At 71.0% G+C, this 24638-nt stretch carries 13 protein-coding genes and 2 pseudogenes; 8 read left to right on the top strand and 7 right to left on the bottom strand.

Features of this window, described 5'->3' with window-relative positions:
* Together ACFYYH_RS33400 and ACFYYH_RS33395 are read left to right on the top strand one after the other, a co-directional pair.
* Window positions 1–451, top strand: a 451-nt coding sequence (locus tag ACFYYH_RS33400) for an alpha-isopropylmalate synthase regulatory domain-containing protein (protein ID WP_388559331.1), incomplete at its 5' end; no start/stop codon positions are given.
* Window positions 452–868: 417 nt separating this feature from the next.
* Window positions 869–2026, top strand: coding sequence for a DMT family transporter (locus tag ACFYYH_RS33395; protein ID WP_388559328.1), 1158 nt, complete (start codon window positions 869–871; stop codon window positions 2024–2026).
* Between the two features lie 163 nt (window positions 2027–2189).
* Here the strand turns inward: ACFYYH_RS33395 and ACFYYH_RS33390 are convergent, their stop codons facing one another.
* Window positions 2190–5105, bottom strand: coding sequence for an AAA family ATPase (locus ACFYYH_RS33390; RefSeq protein WP_388559325.1), 2916 nt, complete (start codon window positions 5103–5105; stop codon window positions 2190–2192).
* A 142-nt stretch (window positions 5106–5247) separates the two neighbouring features.
* Here ACFYYH_RS33390 and ACFYYH_RS33385 point away from each other — a divergent pair, with 142 nt between their 5' ends.
* From ACFYYH_RS33385 to ACFYYH_RS33370, 4 genes are all read left to right on the top strand, one after another.
* Window positions 5248–8184: an AAA family ATPase gene (locus ACFYYH_RS33385; RefSeq protein ID WP_388559322.1), complete on the top strand. Its 2937-nt coding sequence runs from the start codon at window positions 5248–5250 to the stop codon at window positions 8182–8184.
* A 96-nt stretch (window positions 8185–8280) separates the two neighbouring features.
* On the top strand, window positions 8281–8439 hold the full coding sequence (locus ACFYYH_RS33380; RefSeq protein WP_388559319.1) for a hypothetical protein: 159 nt from the start codon (window positions 8281–8283) through the stop codon (window positions 8437–8439).
* Between the two features lie 251 nt (window positions 8440–8690).
* Window positions 8691–9332, top strand: coding sequence for a response regulator transcription factor (locus tag ACFYYH_RS33375; RefSeq protein WP_388559316.1), 642 nt, complete (start codon window positions 8691–8693; stop codon window positions 9330–9332).
* Window positions 9333–9469: 137 nt separating this feature from the next.
* A complete protein-coding gene (locus ACFYYH_RS33370) occupies window positions 9470–9940 on the top strand; it encodes a hypothetical protein (RefSeq protein ID WP_388559313.1) in 471 nt (156 codons plus the stop codon).
* 474 nt (window positions 9941–10414) lie between these two features.
* Here the strand turns inward: ACFYYH_RS33370 and ACFYYH_RS33365 are convergent, their stop codons facing one another.
* A complete protein-coding gene (locus tag ACFYYH_RS33365) occupies window positions 10415–10855 on the bottom strand; it encodes a MarR family winged helix-turn-helix transcriptional regulator (RefSeq protein ID WP_388559310.1) in 441 nt (146 codons plus the stop codon).
* Window positions 10856–10947: 92 nt separating this feature from the next.
* On the opposite strand from ACFYYH_RS33365, the gene ACFYYH_RS33360 reads away from it, so the two are divergent.
* Window positions 10948–11358: a nuclear transport factor 2 family protein gene (locus ACFYYH_RS33360; RefSeq protein WP_388559307.1), complete on the top strand. Its 411-nt coding sequence runs from the start codon at window positions 10948–10950 to the stop codon at window positions 11356–11358.
* A 330-nt stretch (window positions 11359–11688) separates the two neighbouring features.
* Here ACFYYH_RS33360 and ACFYYH_RS33355 read toward each other — a convergent pair whose 3' ends face one another.
* The 4 genes and pseudogenes from ACFYYH_RS33355 to ACFYYH_RS33340 all read right to left on the bottom strand — a co-directional run bounded on the left by ACFYYH_RS33355 (window position 11689) and on the right by ACFYYH_RS33340 (window position 21322).
* Window positions 11689–18798, bottom strand: a complete 7110-nt coding sequence (locus ACFYYH_RS33355) for a glycoside hydrolase domain-containing protein (RefSeq protein WP_388559304.1) — start codon at window positions 18796–18798, stop codon at window positions 11689–11691.
* 243 nt (window positions 18799–19041) lie between these two features.
* Window positions 19042–19974, bottom strand: a pseudogene (cdgB, locus tag ACFYYH_RS33350) (diguanylate cyclase CdgB); the annotation flags it as partial.
* A 222-nt stretch (window positions 19975–20196) separates the two neighbouring features.
* Window positions 20197–20787: pseudogene (locus tag ACFYYH_RS33345) on the bottom strand (caspase domain-containing protein); the annotation flags it as partial.
* Between the two features lie 19 nt (window positions 20788–20806).
* The gene (locus tag ACFYYH_RS33340; protein ID WP_388559301.1) at window positions 20807–21322 is read right to left on the bottom strand and encodes a hypothetical protein; all 516 of its coding nucleotides are present in this window, start codon (window positions 21320–21322) and stop codon (window positions 20807–20809) included.
* A 534-nt stretch (window positions 21323–21856) separates the two neighbouring features.
* On the opposite strand from ACFYYH_RS33340, the gene ACFYYH_RS33335 reads away from it, so the two are divergent.
* Window positions 21857–23461: a hypothetical protein gene (locus ACFYYH_RS33335; RefSeq protein ID WP_388559298.1), complete on the top strand. Its 1605-nt coding sequence runs from the start codon at window positions 21857–21859 to the stop codon at window positions 23459–23461.
* A gap of 212 nt (window positions 23462–23673) precedes the next feature.
* Here ACFYYH_RS33335 and ACFYYH_RS33330 read toward each other — a convergent pair whose 3' ends face one another.
* Window positions 23674–24456, bottom strand: coding sequence for a polysaccharide deacetylase family protein (locus tag ACFYYH_RS33330; protein ID WP_388559295.1), 783 nt, complete (start codon window positions 24454–24456; stop codon window positions 23674–23676).
* Window positions 24457–24638: the final 182 nt, after the last annotated feature.

The following is a 24638-nucleotide window of genomic DNA, read 5'->3' as shown; positions in this document are numbered from 1 at the left end:
GTTCTCCCGCATCATCCAGGCCAAGACCGACGCCGAGGGCGGCGAGGTCACACCCGGCCAGATCTGGTCCGTCTTCCAGGACGAGTACCTGCCCACTTCGCAGAACACCTGGAGACGCCTCACGCTGCGCGCCGCCCCGGCCTCGATCTCCACCGACGGCACGGACGCGCTCACCGTCGCGGCAGTCGTCGACGGTGAAAACGTCGTCCTGACCGGCCACGGCAACGGCCCCATCTCCGCCTTCGTCGACGCTCTGGCCGGCATTGGCATCGACACCCGCGTGCTGGACTACAGCGAGCACGCGATGACCGAGGGCGCCCGCGCCCAGGCCGCCTCATACGTCGAATGTGCCGTCGAAGGCCAGGTGCTGTGGGGCATCGGAATTCATGCCAATACGACCTGGGCATCACTCAAAGCAGTGACGTCAGCGGTGAACCGCGCACGGAAATGACAATCGCGGCCTACCGGTGTTCGACACAGCGAACCCTGTCCCACAAGCCGGGCTTCATGTCGGCAAAGTACCGCAGGCTCGGCACACGGCGCGAGCGCTATCAGGCCCGAACCAACCACGCACAGTCGGAGTCAACGCGGCGATGAAAGAACCGGAAACAATCGACCGCCCTGGCGACCGCACGTCACCCTATGGGCAGTTGCAGTTCTCGATCAGCGATGAAGAGGCATTGGGCATACTCCACCGCCCGGACAACGGATACCGCGATCTCTGTCTACGTTCCGAAGGACTGTCCGGGTTCGGCCACCAGTTCTCGCAACGGCGCCTTCACCTTGCTCAGCCACCTCTCATGACTGATCGCCCGGCCGACTCGGCATCCGCAGCGGGCCGGTCCACCGCGCACGGCGGTACGAGAGCGTGAAAACCAAAATCGATCCGCTGTCGGTGGCTGCGATGGTGGTCACCGTTGTCTCCATCTCGGCCACCGCCCCACTGACCGCCGCCGGCTCCGCCTCGCCACTCGCCATGGCCTTCTGGCGCAACTGCCTGGGCTTCGCCGTACTGGGGCCCTTCCTCCTGTTGCTGCGCCGTCGCGAGGTGGTGCGTGTCGCGCGCGGCGAGCGCGCCCTCCTGCGCCGGGAGCAGTGGCGGCCCTTGGTCTTCGGCTTCCTCGCGGCCACGGCGCTCGCTCTGCACTTCGCGGCGTTCATGACGAGCACCCGGCTGACCTCGGTCGCCATGTCAACCGCCCTTGTCGCCACCCAGCCCGTCTGGCAGGCCCTCATCGCCGCGGGCCAGGGCGCCCGGACGTCTCGCAGAACATGGGCGGGTCTCACGCTCTCCGTGGTCGGAGCGGCCGCGGCGGCCGGTCTCGACATCGAGTCCGGCGGTACGGCGCTGCTGGGCGACCTGCTCGCCCTGGCCGGGGCCCTCGCCCAGGCCGGGTACACCGCGCTGAGCGAACGGTCGCGCGCGGATGTGAGCACACCGCTGTATTCGACGTTCACTTCGCTGGTCTGCGGCCTGGAACTCCTCGTGGTCTGCTGGCTGGCCGACATCCCGCTGACGGGTTTCGACAGAGCCACACAATGGTCGCTGCTCGGACTGCTCGTCCTCCCCCAGCTTCTGGGGCTCGGCGCGCTGAACTTCGCCCTCGGCAGGACATCGGCGACGACCATGAGCATCCTGCTCCTGCTGGAGACCCCCGTCGCCGCGCTCACCGCGTGGTGGCTCATGGGACAGCACATTAAGCCCGCGACCATACCCGGGCTCCTGCTGATCATCGTCGGCGTCACCATCGTGTTGATGAGCGGCAACGAGGAAAGGGCCGCGGGACGGCACGGCACATACCGTCCGGACATACCGCCGTACCCGGCCCATGCCCCGTCCACACCCCCACCGCTTCCCGCGCCGCATCACCCGACGGCCCGTCATCAGACCGGACACGACCCCAGAGTGGACTGGGCCGCGTACCACGAGCGTCCGACGGTCAGGGTCACCTATCACGGTGCGGGAGCCTTCGACACCGTGAGCTTGCGCAGACCGCGCTTCGCCGAGGAGGAGCCCGAGCTTTGACTGCCCCATGGGGGCATGGGCGGACACGGTCGGCGGTGACCGGCCCGGCGACGGGTCCGGCGACCGGTCCGGCGACCGGTCCGGCGACCGGTCCGGCGACCGGTCCGGCGACCGCGGAACGACAAATCCCGCCTTCCGGTGCAGCTCCCGTCCCGTCCGCGATTCAGCCAGCCGGAAGCGCCGTCCCGTCCCCGCCATATGGGCGTGGCCCGTCATCGGGCACCAGCCCCTGCCGGGCAAGGCTGCCGTCCAGCCAGGCCGCGGCCAGCTCCACCCTGGAACGGCACCCGGTCCGCTGGAACAGCCGCGTGAGCCGCTGCTCCACCGTCTTCTCGCTGCACGCCAGCCGGGCGGCGATCTGCCGGTTGGTGGCTCCCTCGCTCACCATGGCGATCAGCCGCGCGTCCCGCTCACTCCGCCCTTCCCGGGCCGCCCGGCGCCTGGGGAGAGAGACATTCCGCCGACGCGCCGCCGCGCCGAGCCGACTGCGGACGGGCCGCCCCATGCCCAGCGCGTGCCCGCTCCGCGTCGCCTCGGCCAGCCACGACTCCGGGTCGTCGCCGACTTCCGCCAAGCACCCGCAGCAGTCCACCCTCAGGGGCACATCGACCCGCCGCCCCGCCAACCGGTACGCGGCCAGCGCGCTGTCCGCGTCACCGTGCACCATGCCGCGTCCGAGGAGCACCACCTCGCGCGTCATGGGCGAGGCCGACTCTTCGTGCAGTGTCTCCATCTCCTCCATGGTCCGGCGCGCTGCCTCCGGGTCGTTCCCCTCAAGCGCGATCGACAGAATCCGCAGCAACACTCGGTCGACGCCCGCGAGCAGTCCACTCTCACGCGCCCGCCGCACACCGCGCCATGCCTCTTCCAAAGCCTCGTCCCTCTGCCCCGACCAGTACCGGACACCCAGTCGCGCCCGGGTCACCAGTGGATGGCTGACGGAGTCCGGGATCAGGTCCAGCCACTCGCGGGCGTGTCCGAGCTCTCCGCGCACGAGCTGGATCTCTGCTGCCAGCGCACGGGCCAGCTGTCCGACGCCGGCCGCGCCGTCGGTCCGGCCCCGCGTCTCGATCCGACGGGCGCCTGACAGCGCGCCGTCCCAGTGCCCCGCCAGGTACTCGCGCACCATGGCGTGGTACTGGACGGCGGTACTCCGCCCCGCCCCGGCGTAACGCCCACTGAGCACGGCCTCAAGAGCACCCGCCAGGTCGCCGTACGCGGCGGCGTTCCGCAGCCGGTCCAGGGCATCCCGCGGCAGGCCCCGCCGGGCACGCTCGAACTCGGCGGCGCCGCCCACGGCGGCTGCCAGCAGCCGCACTTCCGCAGGTGACGGGACCGCCCCGGAGCCGGACTCCCGGTCGGCGTCCGGGACGCGGTCGGCCGTCGGCCCCGGCCGGAATGTCATCGGCGTGACCGGGCCGATCCCGTACAGTCCGCCGAGCCCCGACAGCAGGGCAGCGGCCGGCACTCGCCCGAGCGCCGCGCCGTATCGGGGGTCGGCATCGTCGGTGTGCGGGGACCGATGCTCGTGCAGCGCCGACAGAGTCCATGCCCGGGTGACCCATTCCAGACCGCCCCGGTCCGCGCCGTGCGGCCCGTCGAGACAGGCGAGCAGCGGCTCGCCGAGCGCGAGTACGCCGGTATGGTCGGCGTACCGCAGGCCGAGGGCCGCGGACTCGCGCAGCACACCGGTCGTTCTGGTGTCGTGCGGAGACAGGTGCCGCAACGCCGAGTGGTAGCTGCGGGCCCGCCAGAAACTGTCGGGCTTCGCGCTGCTGCGGGCGGCGGCCATCAGCAGCGGCACCGCGAGCGCGGCGCCGAGCGCCGGCCCCGCCGCCGCCGCGTGGTCGGCCAGCCGCGGGTGGGCGGCACCCGTCGCGGCGGGGCCCAGCCGATCGGTCACCGATCTGGTGATCGCGGCATGCAGCGACCGCACGTCCCGGCCCTCGGGCAGCGTCAGCAGCGCCGCCGCGAGCGCCGGAACAGCGAACGCTATCCCGCCGTCCCGGTCGACGGTCACCACCCGGTCCCTGACCAGGTCGTCCAGGGCACGGCCGACGGCTTCGGGCAGCCCGCCCAGTGGCCGCAGACGGTGCAGGTCGTCAAGCCGCAGTCCGGCCCGCTCGATCAGACGGGCGAGAGCGGCCGCCATCCCGACCGTGCCGGCATCCGGTGCCGTGTCCGGCCACACGAGCCGGCCCAGATCTGTGACGTCCGCGGTGAGCCGCAGCCCGCCCTCCGGCACGGTCAGGCACATCCGGCCGTCGAGTTCGAGCAGGCCGCCGCGCTCCTCCAGCGAGGCGAGCACCGACAGCACGGCCGCCGGACTCCCCGCCAGCGGGCCCAGCGAACGCAGCACCGCCGTCACCAGGCCGGGCTCGACAGGGTGGCCCAGCCTCCGCACGATGAGCTCGCCGGCCTCGGCCGACGACAGCGGCGGCAGTTCGAGCACTCGGTCGGCCGCCGCGGGCAGGTGCGCACCGCCGACCCGCCCCGGGCCCGTCGGCCGGCCGGCCATCACCACCGGCACACCCGCCGGACGGAACGCGCGCAGCAGCAGACCCAGCGCGGAGGCCGTCGCATCCGGCATCCGATGGGTGTCGTCGACGATCAGGGCGAACGGAACGTACTGAGCCGCGTCCGCCAGCACCTCGCCCAAGACGGAGAGAAGGGCCACCTCGCTGCCACGGCCGACGGTCTGCGAGCGCGCCCGGCGCACCATGGTGACGCGTGCCTGCTGTCGACTGTCATGGATCTTGGCGAGTACGCCACAGACGGCGTCCGCGAGGGCGGCCGTACCGGCCGGGCCCCGCGCGCCTTCCCAGCCGAGCCGCAGGACCTTGGCGCCCTCCTTGGCCGCCGCCCGCCAAGCCTCGCCCAGCACCGCGGTTTTACCGGTTCCGGCCCCGCCGGTGACCAGCAGGGTCCGCGCCGCGGCACCGGCGGAACGTAACGCCTGCGCCACGTCCTCGACTTCGCCGTTCCTGCCGACGAGAGGTGATCGGTACCGCTGCACGACGACTCCTCGTTTGACCCCATTCTTCACGTCGAACGGCTGGGTGAGACTGCGGGTTCGCATGGACTTCCCGAACAAGCCACCGTCTTTTCCGGCACGTTGGTCATGATGGCAAGATCCTGGACCGGGGCCGGTCGGCCGGGACGGCCCGTACCGGGCGGCCACCCGCCAGGTACGTGTGTCGATCGAGGATACGGTGGAGTCAGTGGCTGCCCGGAGAGACACCGAGTTGGTCTTCGGCGGCACGTCCGCGCGTTTCCACGGAACGGGCGAGGACCTGCTCGGCCGGGAGAGCGAGTCGGCGGAGGTCGACGACCGCCTCCGCGATCCGGCCGGGCCGGGCCTGGTGCTTGTCCGGGGGGAACGGGGCGTCGGGCGCAGCGCGTTCGTGCGTGCCGCCGCCGAGCGGCTGCGTGCCGAAGGGGTCGCGGTCCTGCCGGTGGCCTGCGTTCCTGATGACGGCGAGCGTCCTCTGCTCCTGGCACTGCGACTGGTCATGGCTCTGGAGGAGCACCGGCCCGCCGCGGCGAGACGTCGGCCGGCACATGGGCCGGCGGTGGCGGCGCTGACCGCGGTGAAGGAGGGCGACAGCGCAGCGATGGCCGAAGCGCTCTCCGCCGCTCTGGCGCAGCCGATGCCCACGGCCGTGGTCGTCGACGATGCGCAGCACGCCGACACCGAATCCCTCGCCCTGCTCGGCAGAGTCGACTTCCGGCGGGTTCTGCCCAACACCCGGGTGATGGTCGCGGCGGTGCGGCACACCACACCGGACAGTATGTCCCGGCCTTCCCTGACCTCGCGGCCTTCCCGGGCCTCCCGGTCCTCCCAGACCGGCCGGGCCGTGGAACGGCTGGCCCGCAACCGGGCGGCGCACACGATCGTTCTGCCGCGCCTCGGACTGGAGGACGTCACCGCCCTGGTGGCGCGGCGGTTGCGGGCGGTGCCCGACGCCGGCCTGGTACGACGGGTCCACCGGCTGAGCCGCGGGATTCCCGGGGCGGTCGACGCCCTGCTCGTCGAATGGACGGGACGGGACGCGATACGCATGGCCGACGGGCACGCCTTCCTGGGCGTCGGAACACCGGCGCCGGTGCTGCCGGACGGCGACAGGTACGTCGTGGCCCTGCGGTCGCTGGGCGAGCCCTGCTGGACGGTGGCCTCGGCGCTGAGCGTCCTGTGGCCGCTCGGCCGGCCGGCCACAGCGCTGCTCGCGGCATCGACCGGGCTGTCCGCCGCGGCTGTCGGCCACAGCATCCGCACTCTGGTGGACGAGGGCATGGTGGATGAACTGGCCGGGCAGGACGGAGCCGCGCTCCGGGGGTGGGCGTTCCGCGTACCGCTGATGGCACACGCGGTCCGGGAGCGGCTGGGGCCACTGGAGCGCGGCCGCCTGTCCGCCGCCGCGGTGGGAGCGCTGTGGGCGGGCGGAGGAGGGGCAGCCACCGGGGCCCCATATGACTCACCGGCAGCAGCGATCCTCGACGAGGCGGACGCGGACACCTATCTTCCGGACCGGATCGCCGACGCGGGCATCCTGGTCGACCCCGAACGCGCGGTGGCGGAACTGACCACGGCCGCGAGAGCGCTGTACCCCGACCTCGACCGCCGGGGAATGCTGCGGTGGTACCTGGGGGCCGTGCGCCTCATCGAGGAGTCGCCCGCCCGCGACCAGGCGGTACTGCGGTGCGGTCAGGCCGCACACGGCTGCGGTGACTACCCGACGGCCCGGACAGCGGCCGAGGCGATCGTGTCCGCCCCGGCCGAGGGCCTCGACCCGCTGACCCTCTACGAAGCGGCCACCCTGCTGGTGGCGTCGGCAGGCGCCGAGAAGGACTGGCCGGCGCTGTCCCGGATGGCCACCGCATCCTGGTGGGACGGACTGCCGCTGCCCGCCGTGGCCACGGTGTCCGGCCGTGTCCAGGCACTGTGGCAGTTGGAGAGATGGCAGGAGGCACTGGCCCTGCTCTCGCGGACCGAGCCGATATGGGAGACCACCCCCGACAGTCACGCGCTGCTGGAACTGTTCGGCGGAGTCACGGAGTTTGTGCTGGGCCGACCGGATCGGTTCACGCGTGCACTGACCAGGCCGGACGCGCCGGAGCTGCCGCGCAGCAAGGCATTCGCGATGGTCATCGCCCAACTCGACATGCTGCTCGGCACCGGCGACCTGCGGCGGGCAACGGCCCTGCTGGCCGCACGGGGGCTGGCGGCGGAACTTCTCCCTGCCTGCAGCCAGTTCCTCCTGCGGCACCTTGAGGGCCGGTGGGACGAGGCGCTCCCGCTGGCACGTCGGCTGCTGGCCAACGGCGGAGTGCTGAACGTGGTCCCCGGGCACCATCTGCTTCCCGCCCGAACGGCGGCCGTTCTCCTCGCGAGGGGCCGCGTCACCAGCGCCGGCCGCCTGATCAGCAGCGCGCGCGGGCAGGTGAACGGGCCTCTCGAACACGTCCTGGATCACACCGACGCCGAGGTGCTGCGGACCGTCGGCGACCTCGGCCGGGCCGAGGAGACACTGCGGCGCGGGCTGAGCGCGGCGGACGACCGCGGATCTGTCTACGGCACAGACGAGCTGTGGGCCTCCCTCGCCGAGGTGCACACGGAAGCGGGACACATCCGTGAGGCGGTGGCCTGCCTGGAGCGCCTTGAGCGGCTGGCCGAGCGGATGGACAGCGGACGGACACGGCTGCTGTACCTGCTGGCGTCCGTCCGAGTCCTGGGGCCGGACCTCCCGGACGCCCGCAGGCGTCTGCGCGAAGCGGTCGAACTGGCCCGCGCACGCGGCCAGATGTTCGAAACGGCGGTGACGCTCACAGCCGCCGCACGCGCGAACGCGGGTCCGGCCGCGCTGCTGCACGAAGCGTACGAACTGTTCGGCGAGACCGGTGCCGCGCTGTGGCGCTTCCGCACCAGGGCCGCGATGCGCGAAACCGGGCTGGTCGTGCCCGGTCGTAAGCGGGCCACGGCAGAGAACGAGCACCTGCTGGCCACCCTGCTCGCCGAGGGCCTCACCAACCGTCAGATCGCCGGCGTACTGCGGCTCAGCGAGGACGCGGTCGCGAACCGCCTGTCACGGCTGTTCGCACGCACCGGTATGCGATCGCGCACCGAGGTCGCGACAGCCGTGCTCGCCGCGGTCCGCTGACCTCGGATGACCACGACCGCGCAGGACCGCCGACCGCTCCTCCACCTCGCAGAGCCGCACGTCGGGCCGCCCGGGTCACGCCTCCCTCCTTGACACATGCCCACCGGTGACTTCCCCGCCGGCCAGGGCCTTGGGAGCCGATTCCACGGCGAGCACGCACGCGGCAACGGCACCCGGCGGTCCGGGAGAGCCCTGTTCCTCCTGGCTTTCGCCACCCTCTACGCCGCCGCCTCCCTGGCCCGCCACGGCAGATGACGGAATCGTGGAAGCCCTCTCCCGGCCCAGGTCCCTCGTCGGGCCCGCCACCGGATCAACAGGCTGATCGACGTACTCCACGACGGCACCGGCCACGAACCCGGGAACCCGGCCGCGGCCGAGCCCACTGGTGACAGATTTCCCTGTCCTTAACGGGTCAGTGCCCCAAGGCAGCGGATCGGCGCAACCACACATGGCACGATCGCCTCCTGAAGCGCATGAACCACTTGAGTCCCAGATGGAGAGGGCACATGCCTCAACAGGTACTCACGGACACGGTGCGCGTGGCCATTCACTCACCTGACGCCATCGTCCGCACGGGGCTGGTCAGCTGCCTTCAGAACGACCGCCGTACCCGCGAGGTCCCAGCAGGCAGGATCCAGGAAGCCGACGTCATCGTGGTCGCCGTGGACGTCGCCGACGCCTCTTCCCTGGACCTGCTGGTCAGCCTGTGCGACAAGCCCGGCGCGCGCTTCGCCATGGTGGTGGGAAAGAGATGGCAGGCCGACGTCTCGACCGCCGTCGACCGCGGGGTCCGCGCCGTACTGTGGCACGACTCCTTCAGTCCTGCGGCCTTCGTCCACACCCTGCTCACCATCGCGGGCGGCGGTGGAAGCCTCCCGCCCACCCTCCAGGGCACCCTGATGGAACAAGTCAGGCGGACCCAACGGGAGGTCCTCGCCCCCCGGGGCCTGACGGCATCCGGAGTCAGCCCTCGCGAGGTGGACGTACTGCGCCTGGTCGCCGAGGGCAAGGAACTCTACGAGATCGCGACGAGGCTGTCCTACTCCGAACGCACCGTCAAGAACATCCTCTACGGCCTGATGAAGCGCATGCGGCTGCGCAACCGCGCCCACGCCGTCTCCTACGCCATACGCGCCGGCCTCATCTGATCCTCCGACCGACCGCAACCCGAATCCCACCCTGGTCCCGCGCCCCACAACGCACGGCGACACGGTGAGCCGCCCTGCTGTGGACGGTGCCTGAGGGGTCGAGATCCACAAGAACACAACGCCGAAAGGGCACACACATGTCGCTCCTCCGCCACGCCCGCACCCGCTCTCGTACGCTGGCCGCCGTCGGTCTCCTGGCCGCCACCGGCCTGTTCCTCACCGCCTGCGAGCCCGCCGGCTCGGGCGCCGCTTCCGATGCCGAGGCCGGCGCCGGCACCGAGACCAGCGCCAGCGCCGAGACCAGCGCCAGTGCCGACGCCGGTTCCGGGGCCGCCGACGGCGGCGACGCCAGTACAGACAACCGTGAGGACGGAACGGTCACCGGCACCCTGACCTACCTGGCACCCGGCAAGCTGGAGGTCGACGGCCGCCCCTTCTTCGTCGCGGAAGACACCCTGGTCCAAGGCGGTGACATCTGCGGCGACCCCGAAACCCCGTCGGCGGAGAACTGCACCGCCGACGAACTGGACGCAGCCGCGAAGAACGGCAACCTCACCGTCGAAGTGACCATCACGAAGGGCATAGCAGAGCGGGTCATCCAGGCATAAACGCGAATGACCATCACGTCCGCGACAGCGCCGACCGTCGTCGCGGACAACCGCGGATGACGGTGATCCGTGGACGCCGGTCCACCCGCGGAACGGTTCCACAGCCTGAAGGACATCCTCGGGGCTGCGTACCGGCAGCTCACCGCCGGCCATGTGGAAGGTGGCGAGGCGACCCTCGGCATCGACGGCCGGACCGCCCCAAGGGGCCAGGGAGTAGTCCAGCACATCGCGAACAGGACGTGCAGACAGTGGTCCTTCCCTCCGACGCCCACGGCGTCGAACTCACCGATCGCGTCATCGCCTCCATCGAAGCGGACCCGCTTCGCGCGACTCACTCCCAGTGCCACCATGTGCCCCATGAGCCACTCCTGTGCGGCGTGATCGCGGCTACGCCGCGGGCCGAGGCCGTCCGGATCCGGATGGCTTATCGGCAGGCTGTCTCGGGGCCCGTCCGAGGTCGGGTGAGAACGGCGGTCATTGCGATTCGTGCTGGGCGAGAACTCGGCCGAGCAGGCGGGTCAGAGTCCGCTGTTCCTCGGCCGACAGCGGTGTGAGCAGGTCGTCCTGCACCTGATCGAGCACCGCGTCCATACGCCGTAGTTGTCGGACACCGTCATCGGTGAGCGTCACCTTGTTGCGCCGTCCATGGTCCGGGTCCGGCGCCCGGTCGGCGAAGCCCTGCTCGACCAGTTCATTGACGGCCGCCACGACGTCGCTGCGGTCGATGCGGCACCGGCGGCCGAGCTCCGCCTGGCTCGCGGGCCCGAACTCGTGCAGGGCCGCCAGGATGCGGTAGTGGTACCCGCGCGCCCCGGCGGCGGTGAATCCGTCGAACACCAGCCGGCGGGCGTGCACGGCCAGCTGGGTGATCAGCCAACTCGGCTTCGCCGCCAAGCGCTCGGGGGTCTCATCCATGGCGACCACTCTACCGGCATGGATGTTGGCAAGACCAACACTCTGGCCATAGTGTTGGTCCCACCAACGTCGAGACCGTCGAAGGAGCCGTCGTGCCCACTGCCGCCTGGACCACCGACCGGGCCGAGATCGCCGACCTGTTCGCCTGCCTGGCCAACCTGCTGGACGAGTGCCGCCACGAAGACGCCGCCACCGTCTATCACGACGACATCGCGGTGCGCTCGCCGCGGGGCGAGCTGCACGGCCTCGATGAGGTGACCGCCCACCTGAAGCGAAGCCACGTCGAGGGAGAACACACCCAGCACATTCACGGGGACGTGCTGGTGCACGTTGACGGTGACCGCGCGAAGGCCACCGCGAACCAGCTCGTGTACTTCTACCGCGCCGGCGAAGCGCCCCATCGGACGAGCGGCCTGCGAGTCGCCTGCACCGCGGTCCGGACATCGGCGGGCTGGCGATTCAGCGACATGCACATCACGCTCGCCTGGATGCGGGAGAAGTGATGTGGTGAGTCAGGACCGGACCTCGGCCCCGACCGCGCGGCAGGCCGAGGCAGCCTCACACCTGACGACGGAACCCGCCGCAAGACATCGCCGGCACGGACGGCGCCGCCGGGTTGCTGCTGCCCGTGACGGAAGCGCGATCCGCGGCACAGGAGCGGTCGGCACGGCGTCGCGCCGGGTGGGGGCGAGGGTCGCCGGGGCGTCATGGCGACGGCCCCTCCGGGCGAACATCAGGGGTTCGCCCGGAGGGGCCGGTCGCCGGAGGCGGTGTATCTGCCGAGGATCAGTGGGATCCTGCCGCGGCCCTGCGGGGCGCGGCAGGTCCCGCGGTTATGTCGTGCCCAGCGCCCTGGGGATCATCTGGGCTCCGTCCACGCCGGCGCCGGCGACCGGACGTGCCCCGATGCCTCCGATGCCGAACAGGCCGGAGGGGAACCGCAGGCCGGAGGCGGGCCACAGACCGGATCCCGGGATGGCGACGTCACGGCCGTTGCCGCCGGCCGCGACCGGCCGGTCATCACGGTCCGTGGGCTGGAACCCGACCGTGTAGGTCCGGGTGGCCGAACCGTTGGCCGAGGTCACCTTGATCGTGCGGGTGGTGAACCGGGATCCGGTCGACGACAGGACCGAACTGCCCTCGGTGACCTTCACCCGCGCGCCGGACTGGGCCGGTACGGCGGAGACGGCCGGGATCCTCGCGCTCTTCGGCCAGTCGACGACGTATGTGGAGCCGTCCGGATCGAACCCGTCGATCGCGACGCCCCCGACGGTGATCGCCCTCGCGTCGGCGACACCGGCCTTGGTGGCGTCCGGGAAGTTCCGCACCGTGACCGACCCGTTGGCGTTGACCACCACGCGCGCCGTCATCGCCGCCGCCAGGTTGATCCGCTCCCAGCTCGCTCCGCCGTCCGCGGTCAGGTCGAGCGGGTACCCGGAGTCCGTCGCGGTCTGCTCCAGGATCTGTGCGCGCTGCTCGGTGGTGAGGTCCGGGAACGCGGTGATCAGCAGGGCCGCCGCGTCGGACGGTGTCCTGAGGGCCTGCCCGGACTTCCCCACCTGTGAGAACCCGTAGGTCAGGCGCCGCGTGTACAGGTCGACGTGCTGCGCCCTGCTCAGGCCGCCGTAGGAGTCGCCCTCGCAGGCCGCGAGTGTGTCGCCGTATCCCTCCTTCTCGCACTGCGCGAGCAGCACGTTCTCCATCTCGGTGTGGGCCTGGGTCAGCAGCTTCGCGAAGTCGGGGTCCGCCCATCGGTGCGCGACGGTGGCCTGTCCGGCGATACGGCCGCCCATGACGTCGAGCGGGTAGTGGAACCCGAGGACGACGCGGTTGTTCCCGTACTCCGAGGTGCGCGCGAGGATCGACGGTGCCAGCTCCGGCAGGAGCGTGGCGAGGATGGTTCCGGTCTCGTAGCCGCCGTAGGTGTGGCCGCTCGGGTACGAGCCGCTGGTGGCGAGGCTGCCGTACGAGCCGTCCTGCGACTCGTAGATGTCGCCGCCGTCGCCGACGAACCCGAGCCGCACGTACGGGCGCGGGTAGGCGTAGTGGTTCTTCGCCGCGTCGGTCTTGTCGAGGTCCTTCGTGACGCGGGAGAAGAGCGCGCTGGTCTTCGGCAGCCGGCCGCCGTCCAGGGCGTCGCGGTAGATCCGGCCGAGCCGGGAGCCGAGGCCGTCGGCCATCGTGACGGTGGCGCTGTTGGTCCCGTCGGCCTCGGCCCGGTCCACCTCCTTCTGTGTCGCCGCGTTGTTGATACGCACCGCGATCCGGTCGTTCTCAGCGGTGAGCGCGGCCCCGCCGGGCACCTTGGCGCCCGCGCCGAGGATGTCGGAGTGGAGGTCGTCGATGCCGTTGAGCAGGCCGTTGAAGTAGTCCGTGCCGTCGTCGGCCCCCGGCCACGTGTCCGACGCGTAGGTCGCGTTCAGTGTGTCGTCCGGGAAGGGGGACGGCTCGTATGCCGGGTCGAAGGCGTACACCGGGTCGGAGGCGGTCGCCGGGTCGGAGGCGGTCGCCGCGGCCGTCGCCACGGCGGTCGCGCGGGAGTCGTCCGAGGTTCCGGCCAGGGTGACCGCGGTCACGGTGGCCGTGTGCGCCGTGGCCCTGCTCGTGGTCGTGAGCAGGGCCGTACCGGTCGTGGCGGGCACGTGCGCGGTGGTCCCGTCGCCCAGGGCCACGGTGTAGCCGATGATCGGGAATCCGCCGTCGCCGGCCGCCCGCCAGGTCACGCGGACCTGCTTGCCGTCCGTGACCACACCCTTCACGGCCGGCTTCTGCGGCTTGCCCCCGCCGGTCACCACGGGTGCCGTGGCGGCGCTCGGGTGCGAGGCGCCGAACATGTTCACCGCCCGGACGCGCGCCGTGTACGACCTGTTGGCCCGCAGCCGGGTGAACGTCGTGCTCCGGCTGTCCGGATCGTGGATCTCGACCTGGTGGCCGTCGCTGAGGGTGATCTCGTAGCCGGTGACCGGTGAGCCGCCGGTGTCCTCGGGCGCGGACCAGGCGACCGTCACACTGGAGCCGGACGACGTCGCCGACACCGCGTCAGGCGTGGCGGGCACCGTCCTGGGCTTCGTGGTGAGCGCGGACAGGGCATGACGAAGGGTCCCGTACCGGGCGGTGAGGGTCGCGTCCGTGGCCGTGTCGTCCGCGACCGCGGTCCTCGCCTCGGCGAGTGCCCTGGTGAACGCCTTCCACGAGGCTTCTGTGTAGCGGTCGTTGCCGAGGGCCGACGCGGTCGTGACCAGGTCCTCCAGTCGCAGCCTCGGCATCGGGACCAGCTGTTCGGCGGCCAGGGTGAGGCCGCGCGTCTGTGTGTCGACTTCGAGCTGGGTCGCGTCGTCGGTGTCGACGAGGGCGCGCGCCGCGGCGAGTTCGCGCTGGTACACACCGAAGTCGATCGTGTTGTAGCGCTCCGCGTCGCCGGAGAGTCCCTCGTACTGGTCGATCGCCTTCCGCAGGGCGGACGTGTCCGTGACGACGGGCGTGTCGACGTGGCTGAAGGTGATCCGGCCCAGATTCGCGACGTACGGGTGCGAGGAGTCCGGGTTCGTCGTCAACCGCAGGTGGACGGTGTGCGTGCCGGTGATCGCCGTGGGCAGGGTCAGACTCGTCGTCCCTCCTGAGGACCACGCGCTTCCCGTGACCGGCAGCGGTACGGTCGCGTACGGCGTGCCGGGGTCGGCCGCGTCGAAGGAGTCCAGGTAGAGCTGGACGGCGGAGCCGGTGCCGCAGCGGGCGGAGTTGTTGACGTAGGTGATCGTGACGGTGCTCTTCGGGGAGCCGCCGAAGTCGATGTCCCCGTAGTCGAGCCAGGCTCCGTCGTAGGTGCCGCCGAGGTCGGTGGTGGAACCCGAGCCGGTCCAGCCGACCGGCTCGCTCTTCAGCCCGCCACCGCTGTTCGAGCGGAACGCGGTGGCGTCGAAGCCCACGGGGGCGCCGGCGTCCTGCGTCAGGGTCAGCGAGTAGATGTTGGCCACGTAGGGCTGGGAGGTGGTGTGCGTGGTGGAGACGAACGCCGCGTACACGTCCTGGACGCCGGTGAAGACGCTTGGGTCGAGCCGCACGCTCGTGGTGGCGATGGTTCCCCAGTCCGATCCGGTGTAGTCGAGGGGGATGTCGACGCTCTTCGGGCCGTCCTTCGAGCCGAGGCGCAGTTCGATGTGCGAGTCCGACGCGGCGCGCGACTGGGGCTTGGCATAGCGGACGGTGACGGTGTCGGCGCCGTCGCGGAGGTCGGTGTCCTTCCACCGCGCCCACGCGCCGTTCGTCACGTTCTCGAAGATGCCGTTCGAGAGGTTGAGCGGGAGCGAACCGTCGCCGGTCGTGGTGGTGTTCACCGTGGTCAGTGTGGCGAGCGTGGTCGTGGGGGACGAGGAGACCTCGTACGGCGAGAACTGGTGCCAGTCGAAGTTCGACACCCACTGCTGGCCGGACGGGGCGTGGAACACGAAGGTCGCGCTCTCCGCGTCCAGCAGGGCGTCCGGGTCGGTGACGGCCGCCTGCACCGTGGTGTAGTACTGCCAGCCGCCGGTTCCGGGGAGCTGGACGGTGGCGACGACGGGGCCGTCGGCGGCGCCGGCGTGGATGTCGACACTGCTCGGCTGGGCGTTCGTCGCCTGGGAGTTCGCGTAGCGGACCGAGATGCTCTGCGGGGCGATCCCGCCGAAGTCCAGCCTGGTGAACCGCTCCCACGATCCCTCGGTGACGCCGCCGAGGTTGCCGTCCGAGTTGTTCCGCTCGCTGACGAGGCTGGGGCCCTCCTTCTGGTCGGGGTCCTCGGCCTGGAGCACGGCGTAGCCGCCCTCGTCGATGGTGAGCGCGTCGATGGCGGAGTGCAGCGCGTCGTCCGCGGCCATGATCGTGCCGGTCGCGGACGTGGTGTCCGCGAGAACGGTCCGCGCGCGTTCGAGCGCCGAGCGGAACAGGCTCCAGGAGCCGTCGGAGTAGTTGCCGCCGCGCACCAGGGACGCCTCATCGACGAGTGCGTCGAGGGCCTCGCGGTGCACGGCGGCGGCGGAGATGACGAGCGGGTCGGTCGGGGATATCCCGGTGCCGCCCACCGTCGAGGCCCGCACCCCGTGGGCGAAGGCCGCGTCGTGGAACGTGATGCCGAAGCGCGCGTCGACCTTCGCGGTGCCGGTGAGCGACAGCGTCGCCGTACGCGAGCCGCTGACGCGGAGGTCCGCCGTGACACCGCCCGGCAGGCCGGTCACGGTCGCCGCCCCGGTCCTGGTGAGACTGGTTCCCTTGCGGGCGGCGAACGAGGCCGGTCCGTCCAGGGTCAGCTTCACGCCGGCGTCGACGGTGCCGTCCGCGGCGGTGTCGACGGTGCCCGGGCGGGCGGAGACGACGGTGTCGCCCTTGTCCGTTCCGGTGTCGCCGTCACCTGTGTCGCCGTCACCCGTGTCGTCCGAGCTCAGTGAGTACGCGGGCTTCGTGTGGGCGCCCCACTGGGAGGGCTTGGAGCCCATGGTGAAGTCCAGGGTGCCGCCGGAGATGATCTGGGAGTAGTCGAGCCACGTGTTGTCGAACCGCGAGCCGTTGAGGGTCGCGCTCCGCACGTAGTAGTCGCTCGGCGACACGCCGTCGGCCTTCACCGTGAACCGGGTGCCGTTGGCGTAGGTGATCGTCGTGGAGTCGAAGAACGGGCTGCCGATCTGGAACTGGCTGGAACCGGCGGTCACCGGGAACAGGCCCAGGGCGGCGGCGACGAACATGGTCGACATGGTGCCGGCGTCGTTGTCCATGGTCGGCAGGAAGCCGTTCGGGGAGAGCTTGTAGACCTGGGTCTTGACCGGCGGGGTGAACTGGCCGCCGGAGCTGGGGGCCTCGTTCGTGGAGCCCGTCGCGATGTAGCGGTTCCAGGTCGTGCCGGTGTAGATGGCCCGAACCCACTTCTGCGTGAGGCTCGGCTCGCCGACGTAGTTGAAGAGGTACGGGGCCTGCAAGTCGATCTCGTTGGCGTTGGAGTGCAGCATGGTCGAGCCGTCGTCGGCGGTGGAGTCCTCGCCGAACATATGCCTGACCGCGGCCTTCCCGGCCTTCGGTCCGCCCATGGCCTCGATGAGCCCGCCCATGTCGTACGCGTCGTACCAGTGGTACTGCCACAGCGTGCCCTGGTAGAGGCCGGCCTCCTCGAACTTCTCGTAGTCGGCGCTCTGCCAGTCACCGCCCGCGGCGCGCGGGGTGAGCAGACCGACCTCGGTGCCGTCGGCCGCGGTCCAGGCGCCTGACTTCACGAGGTTGTCGATCGCCATGGTCGACTGGGCGCGCAGCTTCTTCGCGTCCTCCTTCTTGCCGAGCGCGTCGGCGATGACGGAGAGCGCCCACTGGTCGTAGCCGCGCTGGACGGTCGTACCGGGATCCCCGGTGACGTATCCCTGGCGTAGCTGCGCCCCCGTGTAGGAGCCGGAGTACGACAGCAGCGCCGGGTACGCCTCGTCGAGCCGGTCGAAGTTCTTGAAGCCCTTCGACAGCGCGTCGGCGACCAGCACGGCCGAGCGCTCCCAGCGCACGGTCGGGACCGAGTGGGTGAGGCCGCCGAGGCTCTTGCCGGAGGTGCGCGCGTCGGCGAAGAGCACGATCAGCGACTGCACCATGTCCCGGTAGGTGGCCGGGTCGATGTAGGCCTCGACGGAGTACTTGCGGAAGTCGTCCCAGGTGGACCAGCCGTCGTAGTACGTGAAGCCGTTCGCCCGGTGCACCGCTCCGTCGGCGCCGCGGTACGTGCCGCTGGTGCTGGTGGCGTTCACCGGCAGCGCGTACATGCGGTACAGGTGCGTGTAGAACTCCTTGGTGAGCGTCGACCCGGGGTCGGACTTCGCGGAGGAGCGCACGGCGACGGCGCCGAGCGCGCTGTTCCACTCCGCCTTCGTCCGGGCGCGCGCCTGGTCGAAGGTGAGGTCGCCCACCTCGTTGCGCTGGTCGGTCGCGGCCTGTTCCGCGCTGACCGGCGACAGCGTGACGCGCAGTTCGATGTCGTCCCCGGCGGACTTGTCGAACCCGAGGACGGCGCCGGTGTCGGACCCGTCCCGCGTGGTCGCGTCGCTCAGCCTGCCGTCGTTGCCCCAGCTCTTCAGGGAGGTCACGGGGACGTTCGTGGTGGCGGCGTAGTACAGCTGGTACGAGGCGCCGTTGAACGATCCCGCGACGAGTCCGGTGATCGAGGTGGTCCCGTCCGGGAGCGTCGTCGCCTTCATGGTCGAGCGGGTGCGGCTGGTGAAGTTGTTCGCCAGGTCGAGGACGAGCTCGGGGTCCGCCCCGGCGGGGAAGCTGTACCGCTGAAGCGCCGTGCGCGTCGTCGCGGTCATCTCGGCCTTGATGGTGCCGGAGTCCTGCTTCACCGACGACCCGGTTCCGGAGACGGCCCCGAGGCCCACCTGGTAGTAGCCGGGCGTCGCGGTCTCGTCGTCGTGGCTGTACGGATGGGCGTACGTGCCGGCGGCGGGGCGGCTGTCGTACCGCACGGATGTCGGGACGACGAGCAGGTCGCCGCCGCCTCCCGAGCCGCCGACGCCGTCGAGGTTCGTCGCGGTGAACCCGGCGATGTGGTCCTCGTTGTAGTCGTACCCGGTGTGGTTGCGGTTGGGCGTGGTCAGCGGGTTGACCTTGGCCAGACCGTGAGGCGCCTGGGCGCCCGGCAGGTCGTTGCCGTCGTCACCGGCGGTCGACACGAACGGGTCGACGAGTTTCGTGTAGTCCGTACCGCCGGACGTCCCCGTGGACGCGGACGTGGACGCGGACGTGGTCGCGGACGTGGACGCGGACGTGGACGCGGACGTGGTCGCGAAGGGCACTGCCGCGGCCGCGCCGGCACCGGCCAGCGCGCCGAAGCCGAGCGCGCCGGTGAGCAGTACGGCGACCGTCGCGTGCAGGGGCCGATGACGTCGGCGGGCGGTCCGCGGAAGAACCGCGCGGGGCAAGGGAGCTTGGGATGTGATGGGCACGTAACCTCTCCAGCGTCGCGAAATGCCCGCACAGTCCGCCCGAGAGGAAGACAACGTTGTCTGACCGAACACCGGAGCGTGCGGAGCGAGACGGCGGTGGACGCACGGGACGACGCCCGTCGCGTTCACGACCGTGCGCCATCAGACAGGGAAAAGGCGTACAACGGGCAAACAGCACTCACACAGGAGGTGCGCGCCGGACGCTCCGTCCTCTTACGAGGCTGACCCGGTGCCGCCGGCGCCCCTGCGGTCCTCGATGTCCTCGACATGGGTCAGCAGATAGCGGGGCCCGTCCTCCACGTCCGCGACAACGGAGTTGCGCATGGACACCCGGACGAACGAGCCGTCGCGCCGCCCGAGGCGCAGTTCGGCGCGGCCGCCCTCGGCCGAGGTGCGGAGCAGGGTCCCGATGTCCTCGGGGTGCACGAGATCGGAGAATGAGTACCGGCGCATCACGGACGCGGGCCGGCCGAGCAGCCGGCACAGCGCGTCATTGGCCCGCACGATCCGGCCGTGCCGATCGCCCCCCATCTCGGCGACGGCCATGCCGCTCGGCGCGTACTCGAACGCCTGCCTGAACGACTCCTCACTCGCGCGCAGCGCCTGCTGCTCCCGCTCCACGCGCACCAGGGCGCGCTGCATGTTCCCGCGCAGCCGGGCGTTGCTGATGGCGACCGCCGCGTGGGCCGCGTAGACCTGAAGTGCCTCCTGGCCCCATGCCCCGGGGCGGCGCCCGTTGCGCGGCCGGTCGACCGATATGACGCCGAGGAGCTCTCCCTCACCCTCTCTCGGCAGGTACATCGGTGCGAACAGCCGGTCGGCGGGGTGCCATTCGTCCTCGAACTGGGGTGCCGGTCCCTCGGTGTGCCATTGCGGTACGTCGTCGTTGTCGAGGACCCAGCCCTCGGTGTGCGGGATATAGCGGAGGGAGCCCCATGTCTCACCCATGGTGAGGCGTCGGTCCCAGGAGGCACGCGAGCCCACTCTGCCGGTGATCAGGGCCTCGGCGGCAGAGCTGCCGGAGAAGGCGGCGACCACGAGGTCACCGTCCGGACGCACCAGATTGACGGCGGCGAGTTCGTACCCGAGTCCCGCGACCACGCCGTCGGCGACGGACTGAAGGGTGTCGGCCAGGCTCCGCGCGGGCGACACCTGACTGATGAGCTGGTCGAGCAGGCTCCGGAGGGTGGCGAGACGGACGTACGGTTCCGACTCGGTGGCGGTCGACTCGGTGTGGCCCCCGGCGGTCGCCTGCGCCGCGGTCCAGTTGTCCCAGCCGCGCTGCGAGGTCACGGCCACGGGCCGGAAAGCCGTGTTGCGGAGGAAGGGTGCCTTGCCCAGGCTGTCACGGCAGAGCCGGTGCGGCTGGGGCAGGGCCTTCAGACCGAGTTCCACCCGCAGCCGCTGGTAGATCGTGTCCAGATCGAGGAATTCATCACCCTCCAGGACACCGTCCTTGATCAGTCTGATCAGTTCGCCCGTGAACGCGGTGAACCGCTCGCCGGGCGGGGACACCGCGACCGCGTTCTCGGCGGCGGCGGCCAGCAGATAGGTGCCCTCGACCTCCAGTTCGGCCCCGGCGGACTGGGCGCCGAAAGTGCGCGCGCTGTAGCAGCAGTCGGCGATGACGATCCGCCGGGCGGCGGGGCTGTGCTCGATCGACCGGCGGATCCATTCGTAGGGGACTGCCGTGTCGTGCACGGACATCCGGTCGCTGTCCCCGACGGCCAGGTGCAGTTGGCCCGTCCTCGGTTCGATGAGCCCGTGCCCCGCGTAGTACACCAGCAGGGTGTCCTTGGCGGCTTCCGCCGCCTCCGCCACGGACTTGGAGAGCTGGCGCGGCGTCTGTGGATCGAGCACCAGATGGCAGTTCTCCGGGGGAAGCCCCCAGATGTTCTGCTGCGCGAAGAGATCCGCGAGGGTCTTCACCCCGCTCGCGACGGCGGGCAGATCGTGGAGCGTCTCGAAGGCACCGACTCCTATGAGCACCGCGCGCGAGGTCGCGGGGTCAGGTGGGTTCGCCACGCCCGTCCCCTTGCCCGTCGGTCCGGCCGTCCCGCCTGCCCGTCCGGTCGTTCTGCCTGCCCGTCCAGTCGTCCTGACTGCCCGTCCGGTCGTCCCGACTGCCGGTCCAGTCGTCCTGACTGCCGGTCCGGTCGTCTCGACCGTCGGTCCCGCCGTCGGTCAGGGACTCCAGCAGGCGCCGCGTCTCATCGGGCGAGGAGTCGGAGATGGTGACCCTGACGCCGTCGGGGCGTTCCACCGTGACGACCGGCTGCCCTGGCCGTGTCGCGCGCCAGGCGACCAGGGACAGGGCGAGCGAGGCGGCACTGAAGCCGCTGCTCACCACCAGCGAGATCAGGTCGATCACATCCCCCTGGGCTCCCGCCCGGGGCGACCGTGCCGTGTCGAGTACGAGGCGCGCGTGGCGACGGGCCGCGGGCTCCGCGAGCAGCCAGGTGTGCAGTGACCGCAGCTCGCCCTCCGCCGTCTCCTCGTCCGCCAAGCCGACGCCCAGTCTCACCCGCGACCCCTTCGTTTCCGACCCGCCCACAACGGCGGGTGGGACAGCTTAGGGCCCATGGCACGGAGCCCGACATTCCGGTGATCAGGGGAACGGGGATCACGGGGAGCGCATCGGCCGCGCACTTCGCGGGTGATCCATGAGGCCTCTGGCCAGGCGGGGATGTGGGGAATGTGTCGGTCGCGGGCCGGGAATGCCGGATACCCGGATACCAGGTCGGCCACGCCCGTCGGCGGCTGGGTCCTCGACTGGGCCCCCGGGCCCTGCGTTTGGGCCCAGGCCCATCCTTAGGCTGCTGTCACTTGGGGGAACGGGTGGTGACGCCGGCGAGGAGAACAGATGAAAGGCTCCGACAGGTTCCAGTTATGGCATGAGCACAACAATGAGCGGAATCGCCGACGCCTGGGGTCTTTCCCCTGGATCCGGCTGAGCCCGGCACGATCCGAACGAGAGGCCCGAGAGGCCCCAGAGGCCCTGGGCGGGCTCGGAGACAGAGGGCAGAGCGGGGCCGAGTACGCCGCGATGGTCGGGGTGGTGTCCCTGGTCGTGGCCGCGATCGTCGGCCTGAGCGTGCCGACGGACGAGGCGACCGGGCTGAAAAGCGCCGTATGCCGAATACTTCACCCGCTGAGCGGTGCCGAAGCGTGCTCCTCGGGCGACTACGCGGGCGACGGGGACGGGGACGGCGACGGCGGCGACGGAGATGACGGCGGAGGCGGGGATCCCGGCGATCCCTTCGTTCCCAACGGCGACCCGTTCGAGCCCGCGAAGTGTCTGCTGTCCCAGGACCAGACCAAGGACACCGTCGTCATCCAGGTGGCCTTCATCAAGATCAGCGCCTCGGAGACGGTCAAGCTCCAGCAGTGGTCCGACGGTACGGTCACCCTGGAGCGGGTGAGTGAGACCGGGGGCGGGGTCACGGCCAGCATCTCCGCGGGCATTCCCGGCCTGAAGGACTGGGGCGGCAGCGCCTCGCTGAGCGGCAGTTATATGTCGGGCAGCGGCAGCGGCGGGCAGTGGCTGTTCAACGGGAACAAGAGCGGCGATCCCCAGGCGGACCTGGAGGCCAACCTCGCGGACGCGCAGAAGTTCGCCGCGTACCTCAGGGCGAACGAGGGCTGCCGTTACCAGAGCGGCTACAACCCCGGTGCGGCGATGGGGGCTTGCACCCAGGACGCGGCCTCCAAGAAACCCGATCTCGAACCGGAGCTGGCGCCGGACGTCGACATCACCAAGACCTCCACCGAGGCGGCCGGCGGAGTGAGCTTCGGCAAGACCTTCAAGGGCAACGGAAAGAGCGGCAAGGACACCCAGGGCGGTAAGGACGGCAAGGGCGCCGACGGCCCCAAGGACCTGGGCAACATCTCCTTCGAGGGACTCTCGGGTTCGATGACCGAGGACGTGGTGGTCATGCGCGCCAAGACCGGCCCGGACGCGGGCAAGATCACGTTCGTCTACACCTTCACCGTGAGCGGCATGGCCGGCGGGGTGGCACAGGCCAAGGGCAGCAGGATGCAGCAGGTGGCGGTCACCTACGACGCGGCGGCCTACGACCAGGAGGAGGAGAACGGCGACCCGCACCACCCGCAGAAGCTGACGATCACCACCAGCCAGGAGGCCGGGGACGGCCCCGGCATCCAGACCGGCGCGGGAGCCAACGCCGGGCCCGTGACGATCGACGTCGGTGGCGGCGGCGGAACCATCGAGTCGCAGATCCACACCGAGTCGGCCGAGGTCACCCTCGACAACGACGCCGACAGCACCGCCGTCGAGGACTGGCTGCGCGGACGCGGCGACGCCCCCGCCAGCAACCCGCTGCCCACCCCGTCGGACGCCGCCGAGGCGCTGAGCGACGACGCGGGGCCGATCGAGCGCCTGCTGCACGACAAGGGCAAGCTCACCCGCCTCGACTACAAGGCCAACACCGACTGGTGGAACGCCTCACTCGGCATCGGCTTCGGCATCTCCGCGGGACAGGTCAGCCTCGGCTTCAAGCTCTTCGGCATCGACATCACCCACGAGAGCAAGACACAGACCATCACCGGCGACCCCACCTACGCCACCGGCCCCAAGAGCGGCGGCGCCCGCCCCTGGATCGAATGGAAGAACTGCACCCAGACCACCCCCATCCCCACCTGACCGGCAGGGGGCACGTCCGTGAGCCGGGCCACCGGGCCCACGGACGTGCCCCCTCAGGCGCTGGACGCCACCGATGACGAGCGCTCCTGCCTCACATCCGTCTGCCGCCGCCGGGGGCCCGGGTCCGGACGTCCCAGGTCCGGACGTCCCGGGTCCGGACGTCCCGGATCCGGACGTCCCGGGTCATCCGACTGTCTGCGGGCGCGGCTCGCTCACCGCACGGGGAAGCCGAAGGAGTACCCCTGCCGCTCCAGCCAGGGCAGCACCTCGCGCAGAGCGGCCACGGTCTGGGAGCGATCCCCTCCCGCGTCGTGGAAGAGGACGGTCGGCCCGTCGGCGATCTCCCGCTTGACGGTGGCGACCATGGTGTCCACGCCGGGACGCTCGAAGTCTCTGGAGTCGACGTTCCAGCCCAGCGGCCGCATCCCCCGGGACGCGGCGAGCTGTCGGCTGTACGGGGTGAAAGCACCGCCCGGGGCCCGGTAATACTGCGGCCGGACGCCTCCGGACGCCTTGGTGATCATGCGCTCGGCATCCAGGATCTGCTGGGACTGGTAGGCCTCGGACTGGGTGTCCATGGTGGTGTCGTGCGAGACCGTGTGGTTGCACAGCCGGTGCCCGGCCGCCACGACCGCCTTGACCAGGTCCGGGTACGCCTGTGCCTGCGTGCCCACCATGCAGAACGTGGCCTTCGCACCGCTGTCCTTCAGCAGTCGCAGCACCTGTGGCGTCCAGGCCGGGTCCGGTCCGTCGTCGATGGTGATGTTGACGCCACGGGCGCCGCGGTCCGAGGCGTGTGCGATGTCCGCCGCCACCTTGGCCACGGTCCGGTCCTCGGCCCGGGCGTCCGGCGCCGATACCCGCGCTTGCGGCCGGCGCTCTCCGACGGAGTCGGCCTGCGCGGTCCACACCGAGGTGGCAGCGGCCATCGCCGTCACCCCGAGCGCCGCCGCGAGAAGCCGGCCGTGCCATCCCCTTCCCTTGTGCCTTGCCATGTCCGCCCGCCCCTTTGCCGTCTCCGCCGATGCCGTGCACCCATGAAGACATACGAACGCCCGTACAAGACCCCCCTGTTACCGATCACGGACGAACACGCAGGGGGCCGGCGACAAACGGGGGAATCCCGCGACAGCCGAGGGAGCGCAGGGGCCTAGAAAGGCACCGGCGGGGGCGTTGG

The organism is Streptomyces sp. NPDC002018 (assembly GCF_042890865.1).
In the GTDB taxonomy this organism is placed as follows: domain Bacteria; phylum Actinomycetota; class Actinomycetes; order Streptomycetales; family Streptomycetaceae; genus Streptomyces.
The sequence above is the reverse complement of the archived record's forward strand: the minus strand, read 5'-3'. Positions and strand labels throughout refer to the sequence as shown.

What these genes read in the sequence shown, in the direction of transcription:
- ACFYYH_RS33365 (WP_388559310.1), bottom strand. Translation starts at nt 10,855, where the DNA reads ATGGATGAGACCCCCGAGCGCTTGGCGGCGAAGCCGAGTTGGCTGATC.
- ACFYYH_RS33390 (WP_388559325.1), bottom strand. Translation starts at nt 5,105, where the DNA reads ATGCGAACCCGCAGTCTCACCCAGCCGTTCGACGTGAAGAATGGGGTC.
- ACFYYH_RS33370 (WP_388559313.1), top strand. Translation starts at nt 9,470, where the DNA reads ATGTCGCTCCTCCGCCACGCCCGCACCCGCTCTCGTACGCTGGCCGCC.
- ACFYYH_RS33380 (WP_388559319.1), top strand. Translation starts at nt 8,281, where the DNA reads ATGCCCACCGGTGACTTCCCCGCCGGCCAGGGCCTTGGGAGCCGATTC.
- ACFYYH_RS33330 (WP_388559295.1), bottom strand. Translation starts at nt 24,456, where the DNA reads ATGGCAAGGCACAAGGGAAGGGGATGGCACGGCCGGCTTCTCGCGGCG.
- ACFYYH_RS33375 (WP_388559316.1), top strand. Translation starts at nt 8,691, where the DNA reads ATGCCTCAACAGGTACTCACGGACACGGTGCGCGTGGCCATTCACTCA.